The sequence below is a fragment of the Microseira sp. BLCC-F43 genome (assembly GCF_041929235.1).
GTDB lineage: Bacteria > Cyanobacteriota > Cyanobacteriia > Cyanobacteriales > Aerosakkonemataceae > Microseira.
This window is the reverse complement of the sequence record NZ_JBHFNP010000160.1, coordinates 1-19,613: the sequence shown is the minus strand read 5'-3', so window position 1 is coordinate 19,613 and position 19,613 is coordinate 1. Positions and strand designations below refer to the sequence as shown.

24 protein-coding genes, 1 tRNA gene and 1 pseudogene are annotated in these 19,613 nt (G+C 46.0%); 17 read left to right on the top strand and 9 right to left on the bottom strand.

All coding sequences use genetic code 11. The annotated features are described in order from the left end of the window. Positions 1 to 459: 459 nt before the first annotated feature. Positions 460 to 945 carry a hypothetical protein gene (locus ACE1CM_RS22960; protein ID WP_374880707.1) on the bottom strand — a complete coding sequence of 162 codons (486 nt, stop codon included), beginning with the start codon at positions 943 to 945 and terminating at the stop codon, positions 460 to 462. A gap of 238 nt (positions 946 to 1,183) precedes the next feature. Here ACE1CM_RS22960 and cas6 point away from each other — a divergent pair, with 238 nt between their 5' ends. The 7 genes from cas6 to ACE1CM_RS22925 all read left to right on the top strand — a co-directional run bounded on the left by cas6 (position 1,184) and on the right by ACE1CM_RS22925 (position 6,290). After that, complete coding sequence (cas6, locus tag ACE1CM_RS22955) at positions 1,184 to 2,332, top strand: CRISPR-associated endoribonuclease Cas6 (RefSeq protein ID WP_374880705.1); 1,149 nt, start codon at positions 1,184 to 1,186, stop codon at positions 2,330 to 2,332. A gap of 252 nt (positions 2,333 to 2,584) precedes the next feature. Further along, on the top strand, positions 2,585 to 2,755 hold the full coding sequence (locus ACE1CM_RS22950; protein ID WP_374880703.1) for a hypothetical protein: 171 nt from the start codon (positions 2,585 to 2,587) through the stop codon (positions 2,753 to 2,755). 262 nt (positions 2,756 to 3,017) lie between these two features. Then, the gene (locus ACE1CM_RS22945; protein WP_374880701.1) at positions 3,018 to 3,155 is read left to right on the top strand and encodes a hypothetical protein; all 138 of its coding nucleotides are present in this window, start codon (positions 3,018 to 3,020) and stop codon (positions 3,153 to 3,155) included. Between the two features lie 116 nt (positions 3,156 to 3,271). Next, entirely contained in the window at positions 3,272 to 4,906 is a 1,635-nt protein-coding gene (locus tag ACE1CM_RS22940) for an alpha-D-glucose phosphate-specific phosphoglucomutase (RefSeq protein ID WP_374880709.1), read from the top strand. A 226-nt stretch (positions 4,907 to 5,132) separates the two neighbouring features. Further along, on the top strand, positions 5,133 to 5,771 hold the full coding sequence (locus ACE1CM_RS22935) for a histidine phosphatase family protein (protein WP_374880700.1): 639 nt from the start codon (positions 5,133 to 5,135) through the stop codon (positions 5,769 to 5,771). A gap of 82 nt (positions 5,772 to 5,853) precedes the next feature. Next, positions 5,854 to 6,072: a type II toxin-antitoxin system HicB family antitoxin gene (locus ACE1CM_RS22930; RefSeq protein ID WP_374880698.1), complete on the top strand. Its 219-nt coding sequence runs from the start codon at positions 5,854 to 5,856 to the stop codon at positions 6,070 to 6,072. Continuing rightward, positions 6,069 to 6,290: a type II toxin-antitoxin system HicA family toxin gene (locus tag ACE1CM_RS22925; RefSeq protein ID WP_374880697.1), complete on the top strand. Its 222-nt coding sequence runs from the start codon at positions 6,069 to 6,071 to the stop codon at positions 6,288 to 6,290. Before ACE1CM_RS22930 ends, ACE1CM_RS22925 begins: the two co-directional genes overlap by 4 nt. 129 nt (positions 6,291 to 6,419) lie before the next feature. Here ACE1CM_RS22925 and ACE1CM_RS22920 read toward each other — a convergent pair. Continuing rightward, a pseudogene (locus ACE1CM_RS22920) lies at positions 6,420 to 7,799 on the bottom strand (NB-ARC domain-containing protein). Further along, positions 7,789 to 7,923: a hypothetical protein gene (locus tag ACE1CM_RS22915; RefSeq protein WP_374880696.1), complete on the bottom strand. Its 135-nt coding sequence runs from the start codon at positions 7,921 to 7,923 to the stop codon at positions 7,789 to 7,791. Before ACE1CM_RS22915 ends, ACE1CM_RS22920 begins: the two are co-directional and overlap by 11 nt. A gap of 79 nt (positions 7,924 to 8,002) precedes the next feature. On the opposite strand from ACE1CM_RS22915, the gene ACE1CM_RS22910 reads away from it, so the two are divergent. Then, on the top strand, positions 8,003 to 8,668 hold the full coding sequence (locus ACE1CM_RS22910) for a hypothetical protein (protein WP_374880694.1): 666 nt from the start codon (positions 8,003 to 8,005) through the stop codon (positions 8,666 to 8,668). A 6-nt stretch (positions 8,669 to 8,674) separates the two neighbouring features. After that, positions 8,675 to 8,800: a hypothetical protein gene (locus ACE1CM_RS22905; protein WP_374880692.1), complete on the top strand. Its 126-nt coding sequence runs from the start codon at positions 8,675 to 8,677 to the stop codon at positions 8,798 to 8,800. A gap of 15 nt (positions 8,801 to 8,815) precedes the next feature. Here the strand turns inward: ACE1CM_RS22905 and ACE1CM_RS22900 are convergent, their stop codons facing one another. Next, a complete protein-coding gene (locus ACE1CM_RS22900) occupies positions 8,816 to 9,037 on the bottom strand; it encodes a hypothetical protein (protein ID WP_374880690.1) in 222 nt (73 codons plus the stop codon). 56 nt (positions 9,038 to 9,093) lie between these two features. Here ACE1CM_RS22900 and ACE1CM_RS22895 point away from each other — a divergent pair, with 56 nt between their 5' ends. Continuing rightward, a complete protein-coding gene (locus tag ACE1CM_RS22895) occupies positions 9,094 to 9,342 on the top strand; it encodes a hypothetical protein (protein ID WP_374880688.1) in 249 nt (82 codons plus the stop codon). A gap of 97 nt (positions 9,343 to 9,439) precedes the next feature. Here ACE1CM_RS22895 and ACE1CM_RS22890 read toward each other — a convergent pair whose 3' ends face one another. Next, positions 9,440 to 9,772, bottom strand: coding sequence for a XisI protein (locus ACE1CM_RS22890; protein WP_374880687.1), 333 nt, complete (start codon positions 9,770 to 9,772; stop codon positions 9,440 to 9,442). Beyond that, on the bottom strand, positions 9,763 to 10,179 hold the full coding sequence (locus tag ACE1CM_RS22885) for a XisH family protein (protein ID WP_374880686.1): 417 nt from the start codon (positions 10,177 to 10,179) through the stop codon (positions 9,763 to 9,765). Before ACE1CM_RS22885 ends, ACE1CM_RS22890 begins: the two co-directional genes overlap by 10 nt. A gap of 216 nt (positions 10,180 to 10,395) precedes the next feature. Between ACE1CM_RS22885 and ACE1CM_RS22880 the strand changes: the two genes are divergently transcribed. Continuing rightward, positions 10,396 to 11,607 (top strand): acetate kinase, encoded by a 1,212-nt coding sequence (locus ACE1CM_RS22880; protein ID WP_374880684.1) that lies wholly within the window; start codon positions 10,396 to 10,398, stop codon positions 11,605 to 11,607. Between the two features lie 87 nt (positions 11,608 to 11,694). Here the strand turns inward: ACE1CM_RS22880 and ACE1CM_RS22875 are convergent, their stop codons facing one another. The 3 genes from ACE1CM_RS22875 to ACE1CM_RS22865 all read right to left on the bottom strand — a co-directional run bounded on the left by ACE1CM_RS22875 (position 11,695) and on the right by ACE1CM_RS22865 (position 15,763). Beyond that, positions 11,695 to 13,428 carry a multicopper oxidase family protein gene (locus ACE1CM_RS22875; RefSeq protein WP_374880683.1) on the bottom strand — a complete coding sequence of 578 codons (1,734 nt, stop codon included), beginning with the start codon at positions 13,426 to 13,428 and terminating at the stop codon, positions 11,695 to 11,697. 820 nt (positions 13,429 to 14,248) lie between these two features. After that, positions 14,249 to 15,115 (bottom strand): nucleoside triphosphate pyrophosphohydrolase, encoded by an 867-nt coding sequence (gene mazG, locus ACE1CM_RS22870; RefSeq protein ID WP_374880681.1) that lies wholly within the window; start codon positions 15,113 to 15,115, stop codon positions 14,249 to 14,251. A 27-nt stretch (positions 15,116 to 15,142) separates the two neighbouring features. Beyond that, positions 15,143 to 15,763, bottom strand: a complete 621-nt coding sequence (locus tag ACE1CM_RS22865; protein ID WP_374880679.1) for a metal-binding protein — start codon at positions 15,761 to 15,763, stop codon at positions 15,143 to 15,145. 95 nt (positions 15,764 to 15,858) lie between these two features. Here ACE1CM_RS22865 and ACE1CM_RS22860 point away from each other — a divergent pair. The 6 genes from ACE1CM_RS22860 to ACE1CM_RS22835 all read left to right on the top strand — a co-directional run bounded on the left by ACE1CM_RS22860 (position 15,859) and on the right by ACE1CM_RS22835 (position 19,419). Continuing rightward, positions 15,859 to 15,930 (top strand) — tRNA-Val (locus tag ACE1CM_RS22860). A 205-nt stretch (positions 15,931 to 16,135) separates the two neighbouring features. Next, the gene (locus ACE1CM_RS22855; RefSeq protein WP_374880677.1) at positions 16,136 to 16,606 is read left to right on the top strand and encodes a hypothetical protein; all 471 of its coding nucleotides are present in this window, start codon (positions 16,136 to 16,138) and stop codon (positions 16,604 to 16,606) included. Between the two features lie 130 nt (positions 16,607 to 16,736). After that, on the top strand, positions 16,737 to 17,186 hold the full coding sequence (locus ACE1CM_RS22850; protein WP_374880675.1) for a hypothetical protein: 450 nt from the start codon (positions 16,737 to 16,739) through the stop codon (positions 17,184 to 17,186). Positions 17,187 to 17,352: 166 nt separating this feature from the next. Further along, on the top strand, positions 17,353 to 18,894 hold the full coding sequence (locus ACE1CM_RS22845; protein WP_374880674.1) for a hypothetical protein: 1,542 nt from the start codon (positions 17,353 to 17,355) through the stop codon (positions 18,892 to 18,894). Next, complete coding sequence (locus tag ACE1CM_RS22840; RefSeq protein WP_374880672.1) at positions 18,860 to 19,279, top strand: hypothetical protein; 420 nt, start codon at positions 18,860 to 18,862, stop codon at positions 19,277 to 19,279. Before ACE1CM_RS22845 ends, ACE1CM_RS22840 begins: the two co-directional genes overlap by 35 nt. A gap of 8 nt (positions 19,280 to 19,287) precedes the next feature. Beyond that, positions 19,288 to 19,419, top strand: coding sequence for a hypothetical protein (locus ACE1CM_RS22835; protein WP_374880670.1), 132 nt, complete (start codon positions 19,288 to 19,290; stop codon positions 19,417 to 19,419). The last annotated feature ends 194 nt before the right edge of the window (positions 19,420 to 19,613 follow it).

Here is a 19,613-nt window from a genome sequence, read left to right as displayed (position 1 = left end):
AACTAGCCGCTTGTGGGGTGGGCGAGACGGGCAGGATGCCCATGCCACAAGAAAAACTAGCCGCTTGTGGGGTGGGCGAGACGGGCAGGATGCCCATGCCACAAGAAAAACTAGCCGCTTGTGGGGTGGGCGTCCCGCCCGCCCAGTCTATTGGTGCAAGATCTCAGAATTGAAACTCAGAAGGGAAAAGCGATCGCACATAAGAAACCCGGTTTTTTGGAAAGTCTCTGAGAAAGCGGGTTTCAGCTTCAGCGAATAATATTATGTCCGTTGAATTGCCCATAATAAAAAAACCGCACAGAGTCGTTGCGTAGGGACTAAGGCTAAAGAGATATCTCGGACAAACAGATAACTTTGATCGTGCCGTGTCCCGGCTTCTAATTATGGATAATCGACCCGACACGATATGATACCAAGCGAATTGTATTGATAAACCCGCAGAGCGCGCGATGCCGATACTTATGGGCCGCCGATGAGTTTGTCTGATTCCCGTGCGAGCAATTGATTGGCGATCGCTTGATTATTTCTATACATTTCCAATCGGATTGTGTTGCGATCCCAATATTGAAAAGTTACCACATAGGTAATACCTCGATCGCGATCGGTGAATCGGTATTGCGGTCTGCTTGTCGTACCCCTAACATCAAAACCCGTCAGGTTAATTGTACTACCATCTCGTTTATTTTTAACGTAAAGAATGTAATAAGCTGGTTCCCATGCCCAAAAAGAAGCTTGCCAATTCGAGTTAGAAAACGTTCCTCGAATCGAAAAATTACCGACGGTTATTGGACAGTTATTTATCTCGTCGTCAGTGCCAGTTCTGGCATCTAAACGAGCTTGACATGGCTGATTTGGTCTGTTTGCTTTTGCGGCAAGCGATAGAGATAAAGCCAGTGTTAAAGTGCAAAGCGTTGTGAATGCGATCGCTTTAAGTTTCACGCTCAATTTTACCTCAATTTTTTGTCGTTTATCCCCACGAGCATTCGACACCCTGAAGGGTGTCGCTACACAAACAAAGGCTGCCTTCGCAGCCTGTAAGAATTTTAGCCCGCTACGCCTTGCTTTGTTTGTGTAGCCCCACGCTTTAGCGTGCGGGCATTTCAGCGCCATCCTCCCATTTTTTATTCCCCAAAAGGGGACGCAAATCCGCTACAATATCCCCTAATTCTACTCAGTCGCGACAATGGCTGTACCTCGAACGCGCACCAGAAAAAGCAAAACTGCTGCTCCAACAAATCTCACCTGGCCTGATAATACAGAGATGGTGGGATTAGTTTTAGAATTGTCCCCCACCAGCGATACTTATCTTGACGCACAATATGCAGTCAGACTGCACGCTTGGTTTTTAGATCGAGTGCGCCAAACCAATCCAGAATTATCCAAATATTTGCACGATGGAGAATCAGAAAAACCTTTTACCATCTCCGGGTTAGAAGGTAACTTACTCACCTCTGGTAAAGACTTGCAATTGCAAGCAAACCAAACTTATCGTTGGTACGTTACTGCTGTTTCCCAACCTGTGGTGCAGTGGTTATCCCAATGGGTGCAAAACCTTCCCGCCGCCATCGAATTGCGAAACGCGGCTACTTTGCAGATTCGCAGTTGTAAAATTGCCCTTTCTCCCACCACTTATCGCGAGTTATTCCAATTCCAAACTAATCAATCTCCTACCGTCAAACTTAGCTTTCTCACACCCACTAGCTTTCGCCGCAAAAAACATCACTTTCCCCTACCTGTTCCCGTAAATTTGTTTCACAGCTACCTGCGCCGCTGGAATGATTTTTCCGAGATGCCGTTTGAACAAGAATCTTTTTTAGAATGGGTGGATGAGTGCGTTTTAATCTATCGCCATCGCTTAGAGTCGGTGAAAGTAGCTGCCGGAAAAAAAGGCATGGTGACCGGATTTACTGGCGCAATTGAGTTAGGTTTAGCCACCGAAGCGGCGAAACAACCGCATTTTGTCCAGCTATTTTATGCCTTGTTGCGATTGGCACCTTACTGCGGGACGGGACATAAAACCACGTTTGGGTTAGGACAAACACGCTTTGGTTGGTTAGGCGAGTCGGAAGAAATTGCTAAACCGGCAGTGCAAAATTTGTTAGCAGAACGCATCGAACAACTGACTCAACTATTTATGGAAACACAAAAACGCACCGGAGGCGATCGCGCCAGACAAGTATGCGAAACCAGGGCAACAATCTTAGCAAGGCGCGAGTTGGGAGAGTCATTGCAAACTATCGCGACAGATCTAGAAATGCCTTATGAAACCGTGAAAAGCTATGCCAAACTAGCGCGACGCGCGTTGAAAGCACCCGAATCCGAACGGGTTTAAAATGGTTGGATAAAAGCGATCGCCCAAATGATATGTTGTCCGCTTAAATACCGATAGTTAGGACTGATATCATGCCCTTTGATTGCGCATAATCATAAAACCTCACCCCGTCGTTGGGTAGGGGCACGGCATAATAGATATCTCGGACAAACAGATAACGTTGATCGTGCCGTGCCCCTACTCATAAATTATGCGTAATCGACTGGACATGATATCATACCAAATCAGCTTCTTCCATGACCCCCTTTTTAAATGAACCGCCAAGACGCCAAGAACGCCAAGAAGAAGATTATAGGGGATGCCTTTGCCGGATTTGATATGACACGGGGACGCTCTGACGCGGAGAATGAAGCAGATGGGGAAGATTACTCTCTTCCGGGGCTTGACAAATTTTTCTTTTTTACCCTATTTTATTTTGTATAGTGTCATCGACACACCTCCGCCGATCCTTGAAAACCGCATAACTTCGTTGAGGTGTGTCGATTGCTTACGCAGTCTAAGTTTCAAGCTTTTATTTTTCCGTTTATTGCAAATGACCCCCCCTTTATTGACAGGAAAATTTTGATGCGTCGATTTGCAGCCTGAAACCCAGTCCTGGTAAGGCTCCCTGGACGAACTCTTTAGAATTACATCACCCCGCAAGGGGACGGAAACAATAGATACTCCAAACTGCAGGTTTTGCCCGTTGACTTTACACTTACATCACCCCGCAAGGGGACGGAAACTGGAAAACCGACGCCGCAAAGAGATTACCAAATCCGTCGATATCAGAATTACTAACCTCTCTTCTCTTTCTCTGCGTCCTCTGCGTCTCTGCGGTTAATTAATTCAGGCACGATATCAACAGAAAATTGCAGCGAAGAAGCCCGGTTAACGAAATAATGATTCATGAGCCATCAGTCGATGACCGATGACCCATGACCGATGACCCATGAACCCATGAACATCCAAACGATTTCCACCCAACCGTTTTCCGACCAAAAACCCGGTACATCTGGACTCCGCAAATCAGTCCCCGTTTTCCAGCAACCCCATTACCTGGAAAACTTCATCCAGTCGATATTTGACAGTTTAGAAGGATTTCAAGGACAAACCCTCGTCCTGGGCGGTGACGGACGTTATTACAACCGTCAAGCGATTCAAATCATCCTCAAAATGGCAGCAGCAAATGAGGTGGGACGGGTTAAAGTAGGCCATCGGGGTATTCTATCCACCCCCGCAACTTCCTGCGTCATTCGCAAATATAACGCCTTCGGTGGCATTGTCCTTTCTGCCAGTCACAACCCCGGTGGCCCCCAGGGTGACTTTGGTGTCAAATATAACATCAGCAACGGTGGCCCCGCGCCAGAGAAAGTTACCGAAACTATCTATGCCCACAGTAAAGTTATCGACAAATACCGCATTCTGGAAGCATCCGATGTAGATATCGATACCTTGGGCGAATCGAAGTTAGGGGATATGGTCGTCGAAGTCATCGACTCGGTGCAAGATTATCAACAGTTGATGGAATCGCTGTTTGATTTTGACCGCATCCGCCAACTTCTCACAGGTGGTTCGTTCAGAATGTGCGTTGACTCGATGCACGCGGTGACGGGGCCTTACGCTCGTGCTATTTTTGAACAAAGCTTAGGCGCACCAGAGGGAACTGTAATCAATGGCGTCCCCTTGGAAGACTTTGGCAACGGACATCCCGACCCGAATTTAGTGTATGCTCACGATTTGGTAGAGATTCTCTTCGGTGAGAATGCGCCGGATTTTGGTGCCGCTTCCGATGGGGATGGCGATCGCAATATGATTTTAGGACGCAACTTCTTCGTCACCCCCAGCGACAGTTTGGCAATCTTAGCCGCCAATGCCAAATTAGTCCCCGGTTACAGTTCCGGACTGGCAGGCATAGCACGTTCGATGCCCACAAGTCAAGCCCCAGACCGAGTTGCCGCTAAACTGGGAATTGATTGCTACGAAACTCCTACAGGATGGAAATTTTTCGGCAACTTATTAGATGCCGATAAAGCCACATTGTGCGGCGAAGAAAGTTTCGGTACGGGTTCCAATCACGTGCGGGAAAAAGATGGATTGTGGGCGGTACTATTTTGGTTAAATATCCTCGCCGTGCGCCAACAACCCGTGTCTGAAATTGTGCGCGAACACTGGCAAATTTACGGTCGCAATTATTATTCTCGCCACGATTACGAAGAAGTCGCCACCGAACGCGCCAATCAATTAATCGCTCATATATACGAGCAAATGCCCACCCTCAAAGGCAAGCAATTTGGCGCGTATGAAGTCGCGTTTTGCGATGATTTTAGCTATACCGATCCGATCGATGGTAGCGTCAGTACAAAACAAGGAATTCGCATCGGATTTACCGACGGATCTCGCATTGTATTTCGCCTATCCGGAACCGGAACCAAAGGTGCAACCTTGCGGGTGTATCTCGAAAGTTACGAACCCAACATTGCCAAACACAACCTCGATCCGCAACAAGCATTAGGAGAATTGATTGCGATCGCCGACCAAATTGCCCAAATTCGCAACTTTACGGGGATGGATAAACCTACGGTTATTACCTAATTGCTAGAGACGCAAAAATCCGCAAAGGGCGAAGCAATTAAACATAGGCGCAAATGCTTCGCCCCTACAACCTAAAAAAAAGCGATAAAACTCTTTCTACCCTCTTCCTCTGCGTCCTCTGCGCCTCTGCGGTTCATTAAATGATTTAACCGCAGAGACGCAGAGAGCGCAGAGAAAGAGAAGAGAGATAAGTTACATTATATGCAGTGACTATTAGGGATAATTTATGAGTCTGAAACTGTATTTTATACGTCACGGAGAAACAATTTACAGCCGCACCGGGGGTTACTGCGGTGAAATCGACCCGGAATTAACTCCCGAAGGTCACAAAATGGCAGCAGCTTTTGCCAAAGCTTATCAATCTTTGCCTTGGGAAGCTATTTACGTCAGTCCGATGAAACGCACGATCGCTACTGCAAAACCTTTATGCGATGCGGTGGGAATTGAAATGCAGCTGCGGGATAGATTGAAGGAAATTAAATACGGCGCATGGGAAGGACAAACACCCGAATTTGTCAAGGAAAATTATCAAGATGATTACGTGCGCTGGTTAACCGAACCTGCTTGGAATCCCCCAACTGGCGGCGAAACAGCGGTTCAATTAGCGAGTCGCGCCTCGCTAGTGATTGCAGAGATTGAGCAAAAGCATCCTACGGGTAATGTCCTTGTTGTTTCCCACAAAGCTACGATCCGAATTATTCTGTGCAGCTTATTGGGAATTGATTTGGGCAGGTATCGCGATCGCTTGGGCGCTCTCGCTGCTTCGGTGAGCGTGGTAAAATTTGATACCCACGGGCCGTTGTTGGAAGTTTTGGGCGATCGCTCTTACATGGATGAAGATTTACGCAATATACCAGGTACTTAGATTGGGGGAAAACAGTTTGGTCGCAGTCGTCGTCCCTTTCAAAACGATAGTAAAATTAGGAAAGACTATATAGTGTTTAATTATGAACCAGCATACGAGGCAAGTAATCTTATATAAGGATGAAGATGGTTACTGGATTGTAGAGTGTCCCAGCCTAAAAGGATGCATCAGTCAGGGAAAGACTAAAGAGGAGGCTTTGTCAAACATTAAGGAAGCTATTGTAGGCTATGTGACCGCAATGGAAGAAGATGGCTTACCAGTACCAGAAGACAATTTTGAAACATTCCTGGTAGTCGTGTGAGCAAGTTGCCCAGTATTTCAGGAAGAGAGTGTATCAAAGCTCTAGAAAAGATTGGTTTCTACCAAAAACGCAGAGAGAGCAGTCATATTATTCTGCGAAGAGATGAACCGTTTGCTCAAATTGTTGTCCCAGATCATCAGGAGTTGGCTAAGGGTACACTTCGAGCTATTATTCGAGAGGTTGAACTTAGCGTTGAAGAATTTGTGTCGTTACTGTAGAGAGACGGTGGGGGTTTAATACTGGGTTGGAATGGACTGACGGGAGATTTGATTGGTGATGAAAAGACTGAAGCTAAAAATTTGAGGAATATCAGTTTATAGAAAGACTTTATTGCCAGGAAAGGGGTTTTACATCGCACTTATCGCATACTGCCTCAATACAGGTGGCAGATCGTAAAAACTTCCTTTTTGTTCTATCAAGCAGCGCCGCGATAAAGATTGCAGTGCGTTGAGTAAATCTGAGGATGAAATTGTGCCATTTTCTAGCAATTTTGCCAGGTTGACTGGTTGGGTTTGTTTCGCCAGCAAGGAGAGGACTTGTTTTTCTATTTCGGATAGGCGATCGCACTGTTCCTCTAAAACATCTTTCAAATCTTCTGGCAACAATATCCTATCATTTGGTAATAACTGGGTCACGCATCCTCCCAACTCAAGAATCTGAGTTGCCACGCTATTTAACCATAACGGATTGCCTTGGTAGCGGTGAATCAGTGCTTCGGAGTTATCGATTTCTTCTAAACCATAATCTCTCAGTATTTTCAGTCCCGCTGCGATATCTAAACCTTTGAGTTGTAAGGTACGAATAGAAGTATTTTCGCTTTTGAATTGAGTCACTTCTCTCGGTTGTTCCCAACCGATTAACAGAAAGCAACTTTGATGGGATAATTTTTCTATCTGTTTGAAAAAGGAGCGATATTCTTCGTATCCTGGTTTATACTTTCCTGCCAATTCACCGCTAATGAAAAGGTTGTGAAGGTCATCTAAGACTGCTAAACAGCGATGCTTTTGTAAATATTTAATTAGGGGTAAAGGTTTTTGGCTAGTTGCAGGCGAATCTTGCTTTTCTGATTGGGAGAAAAATTGTATTAGTTTATGTTGAAATTCGTCTGGGGTGGGGGATGCGTCTAGACTGTACCAAATGACGTATTCAAACTCATCTTTTATTTGGTGAACGAGTTGCACAGCAAGTGTTGTTTTGCCAATACCGCTGATGCCGGTGAGGGCTATTAGGCGACAGCCTTGTTGTAAAATCCAGGTGGTTAGAGTGTCGAGTTCTCTGATGCGATCGTAGAAAGCACCCAACTCCGGCATTTCACTTAAATCTTGATGCGATGTTTTAGTTTGTTTTGAGTTAGATGTTTCCTGATTTGGTCGATGTGAGTTTGGTATATCTGGTGGGTGAAAAATTTCCCCGCAGAAGTTAACGGTACTAATTTGCACATAGTCTTGTGCAAAATGTGAAAATATGGAGACTTGCAACCTCTCCATTGTTGCTCGAAAATTCGATTTACTAACTTTTTCCCCCAACTCTTGTGAAAGTATCTGCTATAATTCCATTCCTACCTCTCTAACACGATCTTCAGATCGATTAACCTCCTTAGCAATTTCTTTGTAGTCCTCATCATCCCACGTCCCGCGCAGAATCGTCTCTTGCAAGTCATTAAGGTGCTTACCTGTTCTAGCAAATACCAGATCGTCTGCGAGTTTTATCACTTCCTTAAGGTTCATACAGTCGCGTAGAAGTCAGGATTGGTTGTATTGTACCCAACATTTCCCCACATTTCCCCATATTTCCCCACATTTCCCAATTTTCTAGCGGGTCATCAACTGGAAAAGTCCCGATAACGACCATATTTTTAACAACCTGAAAAAGAAAATTTAATTGCTAACCTGGATCCAGAGCAAGTTTACTGCTTGAAGGTCATAACATTATGTCGCTCCGATTTTATAAATATTTTAATTTTGATTACCTGCTACAGATTCAAAACAGCGATGGTGACAAGCGCCAGCATTGGAATATTATTACTCCAAACAAAAGCTTCAAAAGCACGATCGGCTTATTATTTCTTATTACTTCCATAACGGGTTACTTTATACCTCCGGTAACAGCAGCTTCTAATACATTAGTTTTAACAAAAGGTGTCCCTAGTAATTTACGAAGCTCTTTTGAGGAAGTAATAGATAAATTTTATGATTTAAATTCTCGAGTTGAATCAGGTATAAATTCTCAAAACTATAGCAATGAGGTTAGCAATTTGAAAGTGGCATTTGACAGGTTGGGAAGAAAACCAGGAGCCAAAAAAATTGAGATATATAAACATCTTGTCGCAGCATTAATAAATTATCAATATGCTAAACAATTGTGGCAATTTTGTATTGAATATTCTGATTATACAAACCAAATACTAAATATTAATGCTTCGCCTTCTGCTACCTATTTAGTGAGAAAATATGGAATTGTAACTATCGATAAAAAACCTGGATCCACACCTGACAGTAGAAGATACTTACGAAACCATATTGTTTTAAGTGAAGGGCTTTCAAAAATTTGGATTGTAGCTTCTGGTCATATAAGAAACGCCACACAAAAATTATAAATAAAAATGGTAATTTCATGCATGGCACGGGATAAGTGTGTCAGGGGAAAAATTCTTTATACTATCGCAATTAAACCCATTTTTCGAGAAGCTTTGGTAGAAATACGCCAGCGTAGCGCCAGCAATTGGTAGCAGTATCGCCCTTCTTTATAAATTAGCTTGAAACAAAGAAAACCAAGATATTTTTACACTCATAATCTTATCCATTTCCACCATGCCAATGCGATGATTGGACGGATAGCGATATGCCAAAGGCACGCTGCGCGATATGCCAAAGGCACGCACTCGCGTTCGCACCAGCAGGCATAAAGAGCGATATGCCTCCCTTCCGCTGTGCGATATGCCAAAGGCACGCACTCGCGTTCGCATACCGTGAAATTGGCTATTTACGATATAATAAATATGTTTCCACCCAACTATCACTTATGCTAAGAGAAAAGCTGAAGCAGGAATTAGAGAGATTAAACGAAGACCAACTTAAAAAAATTGCCGATTTTATCATCTTGATTGAGTCTGAATCTAATAAGTCTACATCATCTTTTGTGCCATTTTGGCAAACGGCAACACCAGCAGAACGGGCTAGGAAGTTTCGCGATTGGATTTCTCAACTTCCTAGAACAAATGTGAGCTTATCTGATGAAGCTTTTAGCCGCGATCTGATTTACGAAGAATGACAAAATAGCTGCTAGATACCAATAGAGCGATCGCTCCTTTCTTAGTCAAGTCAGCAAATAGCATTACTTTAAAACATTCTGATATTTCAATTGCGAACTACCCCACTGCCAACTCTGTAAACTTCCGCATATAGGGAGAGCGATATCCCAGCACAATATCAGATTTAGGTACTCCGGATTCAATTAGCTCGTTAGCTATTCCCTCCTCAGTTCCATCCCGTTGAATCCAAATTTTCCCCTCCTTAATCTCGATGTGAATAACACATCCATAAACTCGTTTTTCTCCGCGCCACCCCACATGAAACATCAGGTAGCGATCGCGTTCGATATCAAAAGCAATTTGCGTCTCCACTTCCCGATCTTCACAATCGCAGCGAGAGTGTTTTTCCACAATAGATTTAATTATTTCTCTATATCTTTCTATAGCCATGATACTATCTCCTCTCTTAAAGGATTAAATACGATCAATTTTAATTGCATCCGCGTCACTGACATTTTAGCTAGACGTCGAGTGAAGAACTCTTCATAAATATCTTCTGGAACCGCTAGATAAAGAACTCTATCAGGCTGTTGCTCTTCTAGAACTACTTTATAGTTCCAAGCTTGACCCATAGCCTCATGAAATTCATTAATCACAGAAAGACCTAAAAAGGATTTAATTTCTACTGCTATTTTCTCTCCATACCTTTCTGCTCCTAATAAAGTATTCTCAGCGCCTAAATCTACATACAGCTTATCCTCGTCTACTTTTAGATAAAGAGGATCGTGAGTAATTGTCCACCCTTCCTTTTCCAAAGCTGAACGTACAACGGCATGAAAGATATCTTTTGCAGACATAGCTTTCCCTGAATCATACTGTTTAGTATAGGCGATCTAGTCTACCTCTAGCACTATCCTGGCAACCCATATAGCTCAAGAGTTATCGGCAAGGCGACGCCAGTGCGTGTCCCAGGCATTTGTACCTCGTACAATGATCGAGGAGCGCAATGCTTGTACTTTTTGCGATCGCCTACAGCACGCTTCGCGATCGCACCAGTCAAAATCAACAGGGTTATGAAAATATTAGTACTAAACGCCGGATCGAGCAGTCAAAAAAGTTGCCTTTACGATCTAATAGAAGCGACACTTCCAGAACATCCCCCAAAACCTCTTTGGGAAGCTCAAATTGACTGGACGCATCAAGAACTCAAAGTCAAAACTGCCCAAGGAAATGTAATAAAAGAAACATTGCCTTCCTCTTCTCGTGCGGATGGAACTGCTCAAATGCTCGAAACTCTTTGGAAGGGCAAAACTGCGGTAATAGACAATCCTGGGGAAATTAACATCGTTGGTCATCGGGTGGTGCATGGGGGAGAAGAATATCGACAAAGTACATTTGTTACCAAGGAAGTCAAGGATGCGATCGCACATCTCTCCCTCTTCGCCCCCGTCCACAATCCCGCTAATCTAGAAGGCATCGCAGCGATCGAGAAAATCTTGCCAACCGTCCCGCAAGTAGTAGTATTTGATACCGCATTCCACGCAACCCTACCCCCCGCTGCGTTTGTCTATCCGGGGCCATACGAATGGCTAGAAATGGGAATTCGCCGCTATGGCTTTCACGGCATCAGCCATCAATATTGCGCCCAGCGCGCGGCTCAAATTCTCGGTAAAGACTTAAAACGATTACGTATAATTACTTGCCATCTAGGTAATGGTTGTTCCCTGGCAGCAGTGCGTGAAGGTCGCAGCATCGACACCACAATGGGGTTCACGCCCTTGGAAGGATTGATGATGGGGAGTCGTTCCGGTTCAATTGACCCCGGTATTTTAATTCACCTGCTGCGGCAACCAGATTACACCGTTGATAAGTTGGACGATCTTCTGAATCGGCAGTCGGGTTTAAAGGGCATTTCCGGCGTCTCGAATGATATGAGGCAGATTGGGGAAGCGATGACTAATGGTAGCGATCGCGCTCAACTAGCATTTGATATCTTCATCCATCGCTTGCGCTCTAGCATTGGCGCGATGCTCGCCAGTTTGGGAGGATTAGATGCATTAATTTTTACCGCTGGCATCGGTGAAAATGCTGCCGAAGTGCGGGCAGGTGCTTGCGAAGCATTTGGCTTTCTGGGATTGAAACTAGATTTAGAACAAAACCAGGAGAGATTGTCAGAGGATCGAGATATTGCAACGCCAGATTCAACGGTGCGAGTATTGGTGATTCATACACAAGAAGATTGGGCGATCGCGCAAGAATGCTGGCAACTGGTTCATAGTAATTAACTTCTCAAACGAGCCGCTAATGGCTAATCGCTAATAGCTAATGTCAGAATATATTAGCAATTAGCAATTAGCAATTAGCAATTAGCGTTAAATAATTTGGTACGGTCGCATCATCTCGTGGTCTTCGTGAGAAAGGATGTGGCAGTGCCAAACATACTCTCCCGGCAGGTCGAATTTAGCGACGATGCGGGCAACTTCCCCTGGATTCACCACCACCGTGTCTTTCCAACCAGCCTCATTGGCAGCAGGCAGCTTCGGCTGTCCGAGAAGATTGATATTAGTTAGAGGTGCCGTCGGGGATAGCTGAGTCGCCGTAAACTTCTGCCGATTGAGAATCTGGAACGAGGTTTGGTGCAAGTGGATCGGATGGGCGTCGGGGGTGGTGTTGTAGAATTCCCAGACTTCGGTATTGCCTAACTTCACGTACTCGGTAATCGGGTCTTCCCACCTCAAGGCACCATTGGCGACGGTTCCGAGTTGGGGTTTGATGCGTCCGGCATCATCCATTCCCTCGAACAGAGCCAGTTTTTTGGTTATTGGCTGTCCCGTTACCGGATCGATTGTGGGGGTTAAAGGAGCGATCGCTGCTGGTTGATTTGCTCCTCCGCGCAAAGTTGCAGGCACCGGCGTCAGCGGATAATTCGGGTCTAAGGGTTTATTAACGCGAAACGCCATAATCTGCCCCGTCGTTTGCGGATCGAGGATCGTTGGTCGGCGCATCGGTCCCCCCGCGTTATTTTGCATCACGATTGTTTTCCCCGCCAATTTGGAGAAATCAACCACAACATCAGCTCTTTCCCCCGGCGCCAGGAACAATTTGTTCACATCTACCGGCGCATTCAGCAAGGCGACATCGGTGCCAATTTGGGAGAACTTCACCCCCCCATCAAAGAACAGATTGTACGACCGCGAGTCAGATCCGTTCAGCAGGCGGAAGCGATACTGCCGAGGTTCTACATCCAGCACAGGCCAAGCTTTGCCGTTAACTAGGATCGTATCGCCGAAAAACTCCGGCAGGACGCTGGGATCTGGTGCGCCTGGAACTGGTGGCGCGGATGGGTAGAAAAGCTGACCGTTTGCAGTAAACTGGCGGTCTTGAATCGCCAAGGGAATTTCATAAGCGCCACCTGGAAGTCCCAGGGGATTGCCTTCGTTTTGTGGCGTTCTCAGATCGTCGTGACCGCCGGTATCGTACCGATCCCTAACGATGTAAAAACCTGCCAAACCAGCGTAAACATTCAGGCGGGTGATGCCCAGAGCGTGGTCGTGGTACCAGATGTTACCCGCTTCCTGGTCGTTGAAGTAAGTATAGGGTTGAACGTTGCCATTGTTGATCGCCAGTCTTCCTCCTTTGCCAGTAGAAGTAAACCAGGCATCCGGAAGACCGTCGTATTGGGATCTATTATGTCCGCCATGTAGGTGGGTGACCACGGGAACGCCGTCGTTGCTGATGGTATAGTTAGTGCGTGTAAAAGCCCAGTGCAACGAGGTATCTACCGGCAGCAGGTGTTGTTTCGGGAGATTGCTAGTCCAATTAACCGTAATCGGTACATCCTTCTGCACCACGATCGCAGGTCCAAGGTAATTCAGACCAGCAGCATCCCAAAGCTGCGCCGAAGAACTATGGTAACCCCACGCCTGCCCTTGGGGTATTCCCGTCCCCAACCCAAAATTATGGGTACCCTGGCTGATCGAGATGTTGAACGTACCTCCATTCCTGGCATCAATAAAGAATCCAGGCGCGAGTAGGTTCGGTAATGGATTAACGAACTTGGGAACGGTGCGGGGATTTAGCAAAGGCGGCACGGGTAATCGAGCCATCGCTTGGTTTCCTCCAACCAGCCCAAGCATAGCCGCATTTTTGTCGGTAACCATATAGATAGTTTTCGTCTTTATTTAATCTGAATTAGCGCTTATTCCCTTCCCACCCTTAGCCGGGGAAGGCAGTAGGTAGACATTAACAAACACAGCTATATAAGTTAAGAAAAACTCATCTACTTTAGCTGTTTTGCCAATTTTGCCAGTTTTTACAAAAGCTTACATATCCGAGTTTAATTATCATCGCCTACTTGCTTAAATTATAAATTTCTGCTGCCTGTTATTTAATTAATTAAATCTGAAGAAATTCGCGATTGGATAGCTGATTTGGTAACCGGCAATTTTGTCAAAATTAATACACTTTAAATCGAGATCTGTTTAGCTTTTCAATCCTGTATATCTACTCAGCCAAATAGCGCTGAGTAAAATCCCATAGGGCGCATGTAAAAATTTAAATTAGGACACTGGAGTGCTACGTGTCTCGACACAAATCTTTTTTTTCTTTAACCTGTCTAAAGACAGGGACGCGGGCTTCCTCGCCCCCTGGGAACTGATAGTCAGTTAAAACTGACCGAAATAGCTAGATACCCAACTTCTCGCGAGAAGTCGAGTATCTGGGTGATCTGTTTATTGAGAAACACCTACGGGACTTACGCAAACACCAAAGTTTCTATGAAAAATCGTTGGGAAAGGAAACTCGAGATATGCCTCCCTTCCGCACTCGCGTTCGACGGTCGAAACCGGGTTTCTGGCCTCGTCGTGGGTAAGTCGTGACCTAATTACTTTGATCGCGAGGGTTTCAACCCATTTCAATAGGTTTAAGCTAGGTGCGATCGCTATTATTTTGATTTTGGTCTTGCCCTTGCTTTTGAGCAGCTAATGTAGCTTTCGCTTGTTGCCAAAGATGTTCCAATTCATCTAACGTGTAATCAGACAGAGGTCGGTCTGCTGCTGCTTCCATTTTTATCAGTCGCTGAATAAATCTTTCGTTTGTTCCTTGCAAACCTGCTGCCGGATCGAGGTCATACCAACGAGCTAATTGAATTATAGCAAATAGTAAATCTCCCAACTCAGCTTGCTGTTCTGCTTTTGTTTCGTGAGCGATCGCATGTTGAAATTCGGCCAATTCTTCATTAAATTTCGCCCAAACAACCTCGATATTTTCCCATTCAAACCCGACTACTGCCGCTTTTTGGGAAATCTTCATCGCTGCTGTTAACGGCGGTAGAGTACGGGAATATCGACTGAGTTTAGAACTGAGTAACTGTTGTGCTTCAGGAGTTTCACCTTTTTCTGCCGCTTTGATTTGTTCCCAATTTTGCCGGACTTCATCTACACTCTGGACTTCCACACCGGCAAACACGTGAGGATGACGGCGAATTAACTTCTGGGCAATACCTTGCGCCACCTCTTTCAGGCTAAATTGACCATATTCCCCAGCAATTTGAGCTTGCAGTACTACCTGTAACAACAAGTCCCCCAACTCTTCGGCGATCGCATCTTGATCTCCACTACGAATTGCATAGACTGTCTCGTAGGCTTCTTCAATCACATAAGGTATCAGAGATGCAGGCGTTTGAGCCAAATCCCAAGGACAACCCCCATCAGGACTTCGCAACTTAGCCACCACCTCAATCAACTGTTGCAGCGCCTCAATTGCAGACTCAGTCGATTCCTCAAAATTGGACATAGAAAAACACTCTGCAAAAACCCCTCTTCATCTTACCTTCGCGTCCTTCGCGCCTATGCGCTGGCGCGCACGCAACGCGTTCGCGGTTCCTTTCTCTCTTACCCTTGGCGTCCTTGGCGTCTTGGCGGTTCGTTTCTTCCTCACCTTACCTTTGAAGCGCTTGTAGACACTCCCGCCCCAGTCGCTGACATAATGACTCATTGCCCCCAATTCCAAACCGAGAAACACAGCAATCGATTCCCCATAGTGCTGTTGGAGGTGCGCCAGCGCTAATTCTGCAATTTCCTCTGATGTCCAGCTGACATGCCAAACCGCCTGGGCAACGAGTAATCCCAAAAATCCTACCACCGCGATCCAACCCAAAAGGTAGAGCGATCGCACCACCGTACCGATAATTACCCCATGAGACAGCATCGACCGATGGCGCAGGCTTTTTTGGTAAGGTATCCACATCCACCGCAACCACCCCCAGCGTTGATATTGCCGCGAGTAGATATCCAAGTCCGGACCAAACATCAACCCCGCGAATAAAAAGCTTCCCGACAGCAACAAGGTTAAATTGCCGTTGTGCGTAAGCGCGTAAGTACCGCCCGCCACAACGGGCAAACTCCATAACGTGATGCGATCGTGCGTCCGACCAGAAGGCATGTATTTTGGTTCTGTATCACCAGAAAAATATTCTCGAAAAATACTATCGCTTTTCTCGCGACCCTGTGCTATGATAAGAAAGTCGGTTAAACACCGGGCGGTTAACTCAGCGGTAGAGTATCTGCCTTACAAGCAGAGAGCCACTGGTTCAAATCCAGTACTGCCCATTTAGCGCCAATGATCCCCCCTACCCCCCTTCTTAAGGGGGGTAGGGGGGATCATTGGCGGGGCAATAAAGGCGCGTCCCCCGACTGACTTCATGGGTAGCAGGAAAAAGGAGTGGGGACAGCGCCTTAATTGCCAATTTCGGATCTACTTGCGCAATGTTAAAGAGGGAATAGGGAACGGGGAACAGGGAACAGGGGGTTTGGGATGGGGATTTATACCAAAGAGGGAACGGGGAAGAGGGAAGAGGGAACGGGGAAGAGGGAACGGGGAAGAGGGAAGAGGGAACGGGGAAGAGGGAAGAGGGAACGGGGAAGAGGGAACGGGGAACGGGGAAGAGGGAACGGGGAACGGGGAAGAGGGAACGGGGAAGAGGAAATAGGAAAAACTGTTCGCTGTTCCCTATTCCCTGTTCCCTTCTTCGATGATTATCTAGAAGCCTTGCTAGACGGAAAGCTAGACGCAGAAACAGAAGTTGAGGCGCAACCCGACTCAGCAACAGAAGAAACTGATAGTAACGACGATAAAACTTCAATTGATTCTTCAAAATACAAACAATTGAATTGGTTAGAAGACTGGGAGCAGCTAGTTGAAGAATACGATTCAACCAATTCACAGTCCAACCCAAATCCTAAAACTTTAAAGTCAAAGTCAGGAGGTTTAAATGAAAAAAAATAAGTTAACTATGACTCAAACAATCGACGACATCATCCCCCGCTTTGGGCGACAAGGAAGGCTAGTCCAAAAAGCGAGATAAAACTATTGGGTGCTGCGACCACTAGGGGTTTTTAACTACAAGATGTTTCTTATGACCTACAATCCGTTTACCAACAAGTTCCAGATTGTCAAGCCTCCAAACCCCGATTCGCATTACAACCTAGCGGTGAAGATTTTGGGGGGGAGCGTGGGCGAGTCAGGCAAAAGCGCACGCCAATCAAGAGCGTTTTCCGATCGATTATCCATGATAAAGGTTCCTAGCATGTTTCCCCTAAAAATTGGCAATCTCTGGATCAACCTCACTGCAATCCGTACTTTAAGGGTTTTTACCACAAACTACGAGAGCAACCTACTTGTTGTTATTCGCTGGAATAATAACTGTGATAATGACGATGATAGTAGCTATGAGGAATTTGAAGGCGAGGAGGCAAAAGCATTACTTGCCGAATGGGAGAAAGCGTGCGACATTATCCTCCAAAGCTTATCTCCAGTACACCCCGCCCGATCAGCTAGACTGACCCACTGGCGAAACTCCCCTTGACACAAGGGGAATCGCGGATTAGGTTCCTCAATTCGCCTCAGGGCTTTCAAACAGAAACAAGCTGAGGCTTTTTGTTTTTCACAAGCTCTTCATTTTACCATCTCATAATCCCCTTCACATTGAATCAAGCTTGCCTGCTTTTGGGGATTCGTAGGCTCAGATTGTGATGACCAAAACCATAATTGCTGGGTTAGACGTGGGGAAAAACAGTTCCTGCCTCGTAGGGTGGGATGCCGATTCTCCTATATCGAATCCTAAAGATTTTTTCGATTACGAATCAGAATTTATCTGCTTAATCCCCGACCTTGACAGCGTCAACAAGATTATATCGCTAAAACCTTGTAATGGCCAACTAATTGTATTTTTAGAACCAACGGGTTCTGACTCGCGAGTCTGGGTTAATAACCTCAGAGATGCGGGTATAGAAGTACACTTATTCCCCCATAATTTGGTCAATTCTAGCCGATTAGCTCTATGCAACTGGAACGACAAAGACGTTAAAGAGGGAATAGGGAACGGGGAACAGGGAACAGGGGGTTTGGGATGGGGATTTATACCAAAGAGGGAAGAGGGAACGGGGAAGAGGAAACAGGAAAAACTGTTCGCTTTTCCCTCTTCCCTCTTCCCTTATTTGATGAAACATACCACTTATGGAAGTGGGGGTCTCTTACTCCCGGATAGGGAACAGGAAATAGGAAAAACTGTTCGCTGTTCCCTATTCCCTGTTCGCTTCTTCGATGAACACGATGCAGTTGTGCTGTTAGTTTTAGCACAGAAGTGGTTGAGAGAACCAAATTCAGTACAATTGATCGGGCAGAAAGAGCCGATTATTAAAGAGCTTAACGACCTCTACTTAGATGGCGAAAGCTGCAACAAAGTCCTGAATCAACTAATCAACCGCGCAGGTCAAAAGTTACACGTGGAAGCACCAGAAATAGACGATGTTAGCTCAAACCCTACTAAAAATGGAGAAGCATCTCCTTTTTGGGCTTGGATTGCCGGTGAGGTAGTGTCATTGAGGTCGGCGGCGAGATATGCCAAGCGTCTGGCTCAATCTATTGGGTTAGCAGCCAAAAATGGTTTCTCCAAGCAATTAATTTCCTACGCGAAATCGATTGTAGAATGGCAGTTGCGGCGATACCAAATTGATTGTCGAATTCGGGGAATACTACCGCAGCCAAAATTTGCTCGTTACATTCGCATCTTTAACCAATTTGGTGCTGGTACTGACACCCAAGCAATTCAGATTTTTCCGTTTGAGCAGTTTTTAGGCTCTGATGGACAACCGATAATCAAAATTAAGCGCCGGGGGACGAAATCGGGCAAGCCAACTCTAGCGCATATCTCATGTCGTAAGTTTCATTCTGCAATGGGGATGGCTCCAAATCAAACGAGTGAGGGAGAGAAAAAGGGAGAATTTATTAGCGGTTCGGGTGCTTGTCGTATGGCATTGTGGCGATTGGTAAGCACTCAAATCGAGACAAATTCACCCAGCAGTTTGAGAAATAAATTTGGCAAGATGCTGCGACAGTTTCTGGAGCTTGACAAGAACCATCGGGATGAGTTGATGCACGGGTTGCTGACGATTCTGGCAGATAAAACTACAGGTGCGGAAACTTTGGCGGCGGTGAAACGCGCGTTGATTGCATCGGGTAATCCTATGGGGGTCACGATTGCTGCTGGTCTCGATCAAAAAACTCAATGCTAGGTCTGGTTCCATCCGCGAGCAGGTTAAATTCGCGCTGCAAAGGTTGGCGCGATCGCGCTGCGCTGCCAAGCTGGTGAAGTTGCTCTTCAAGCAGTTGGTGCTGGAATTCTGCCAGGGGGGCGCACCGTCCGCAGAAGATGTGGCAAGAGATACTAACGACGTACCTTTCTGGCTTACAGGTAAAGCACTGGCAGCCAGGTTGGGAAAATCAACCGCAAGGTTGAGCGGACTTAAAAAAAGGTTGGGAGAAGCGTTTGCGGATGCGTACGCTCAACTCGACCCCGATGGCTACCGTTGGAAATGGCACGAGCGGAAGTTTTATTATGGGATTGCCCCGGGTGCAGTTGATGACAACGGCTCAAAGGCGCTCGCTGTCTACGATTGAGGCGATTTATGCCATTGCCCAGGGCAAAGATGATGACAACGGCTCAAAGGCGCTCGCTGTCTACAATTGAGGCGATTTATGCCATTGCCCAGGGCAAAGATGATGACAACGGCTCAAAGGCGCTCGCCCACTACAATTGAGGTAAAAATTCACAGCGCGCTGCCCCTCAAATTTTGGAGTGAATCATTATAGTGAATCCCCAGCTATAAATTCATCTGCCATGCCCGCAGGTCATACCAGCGAAGTTCCGTTTGCCCCGCACCCACATCTTCTGTCGAAACACGTAAGTATCTAAACCCTCCCCACAGGTTTAACAGCAAAACCCGCTCGTTAG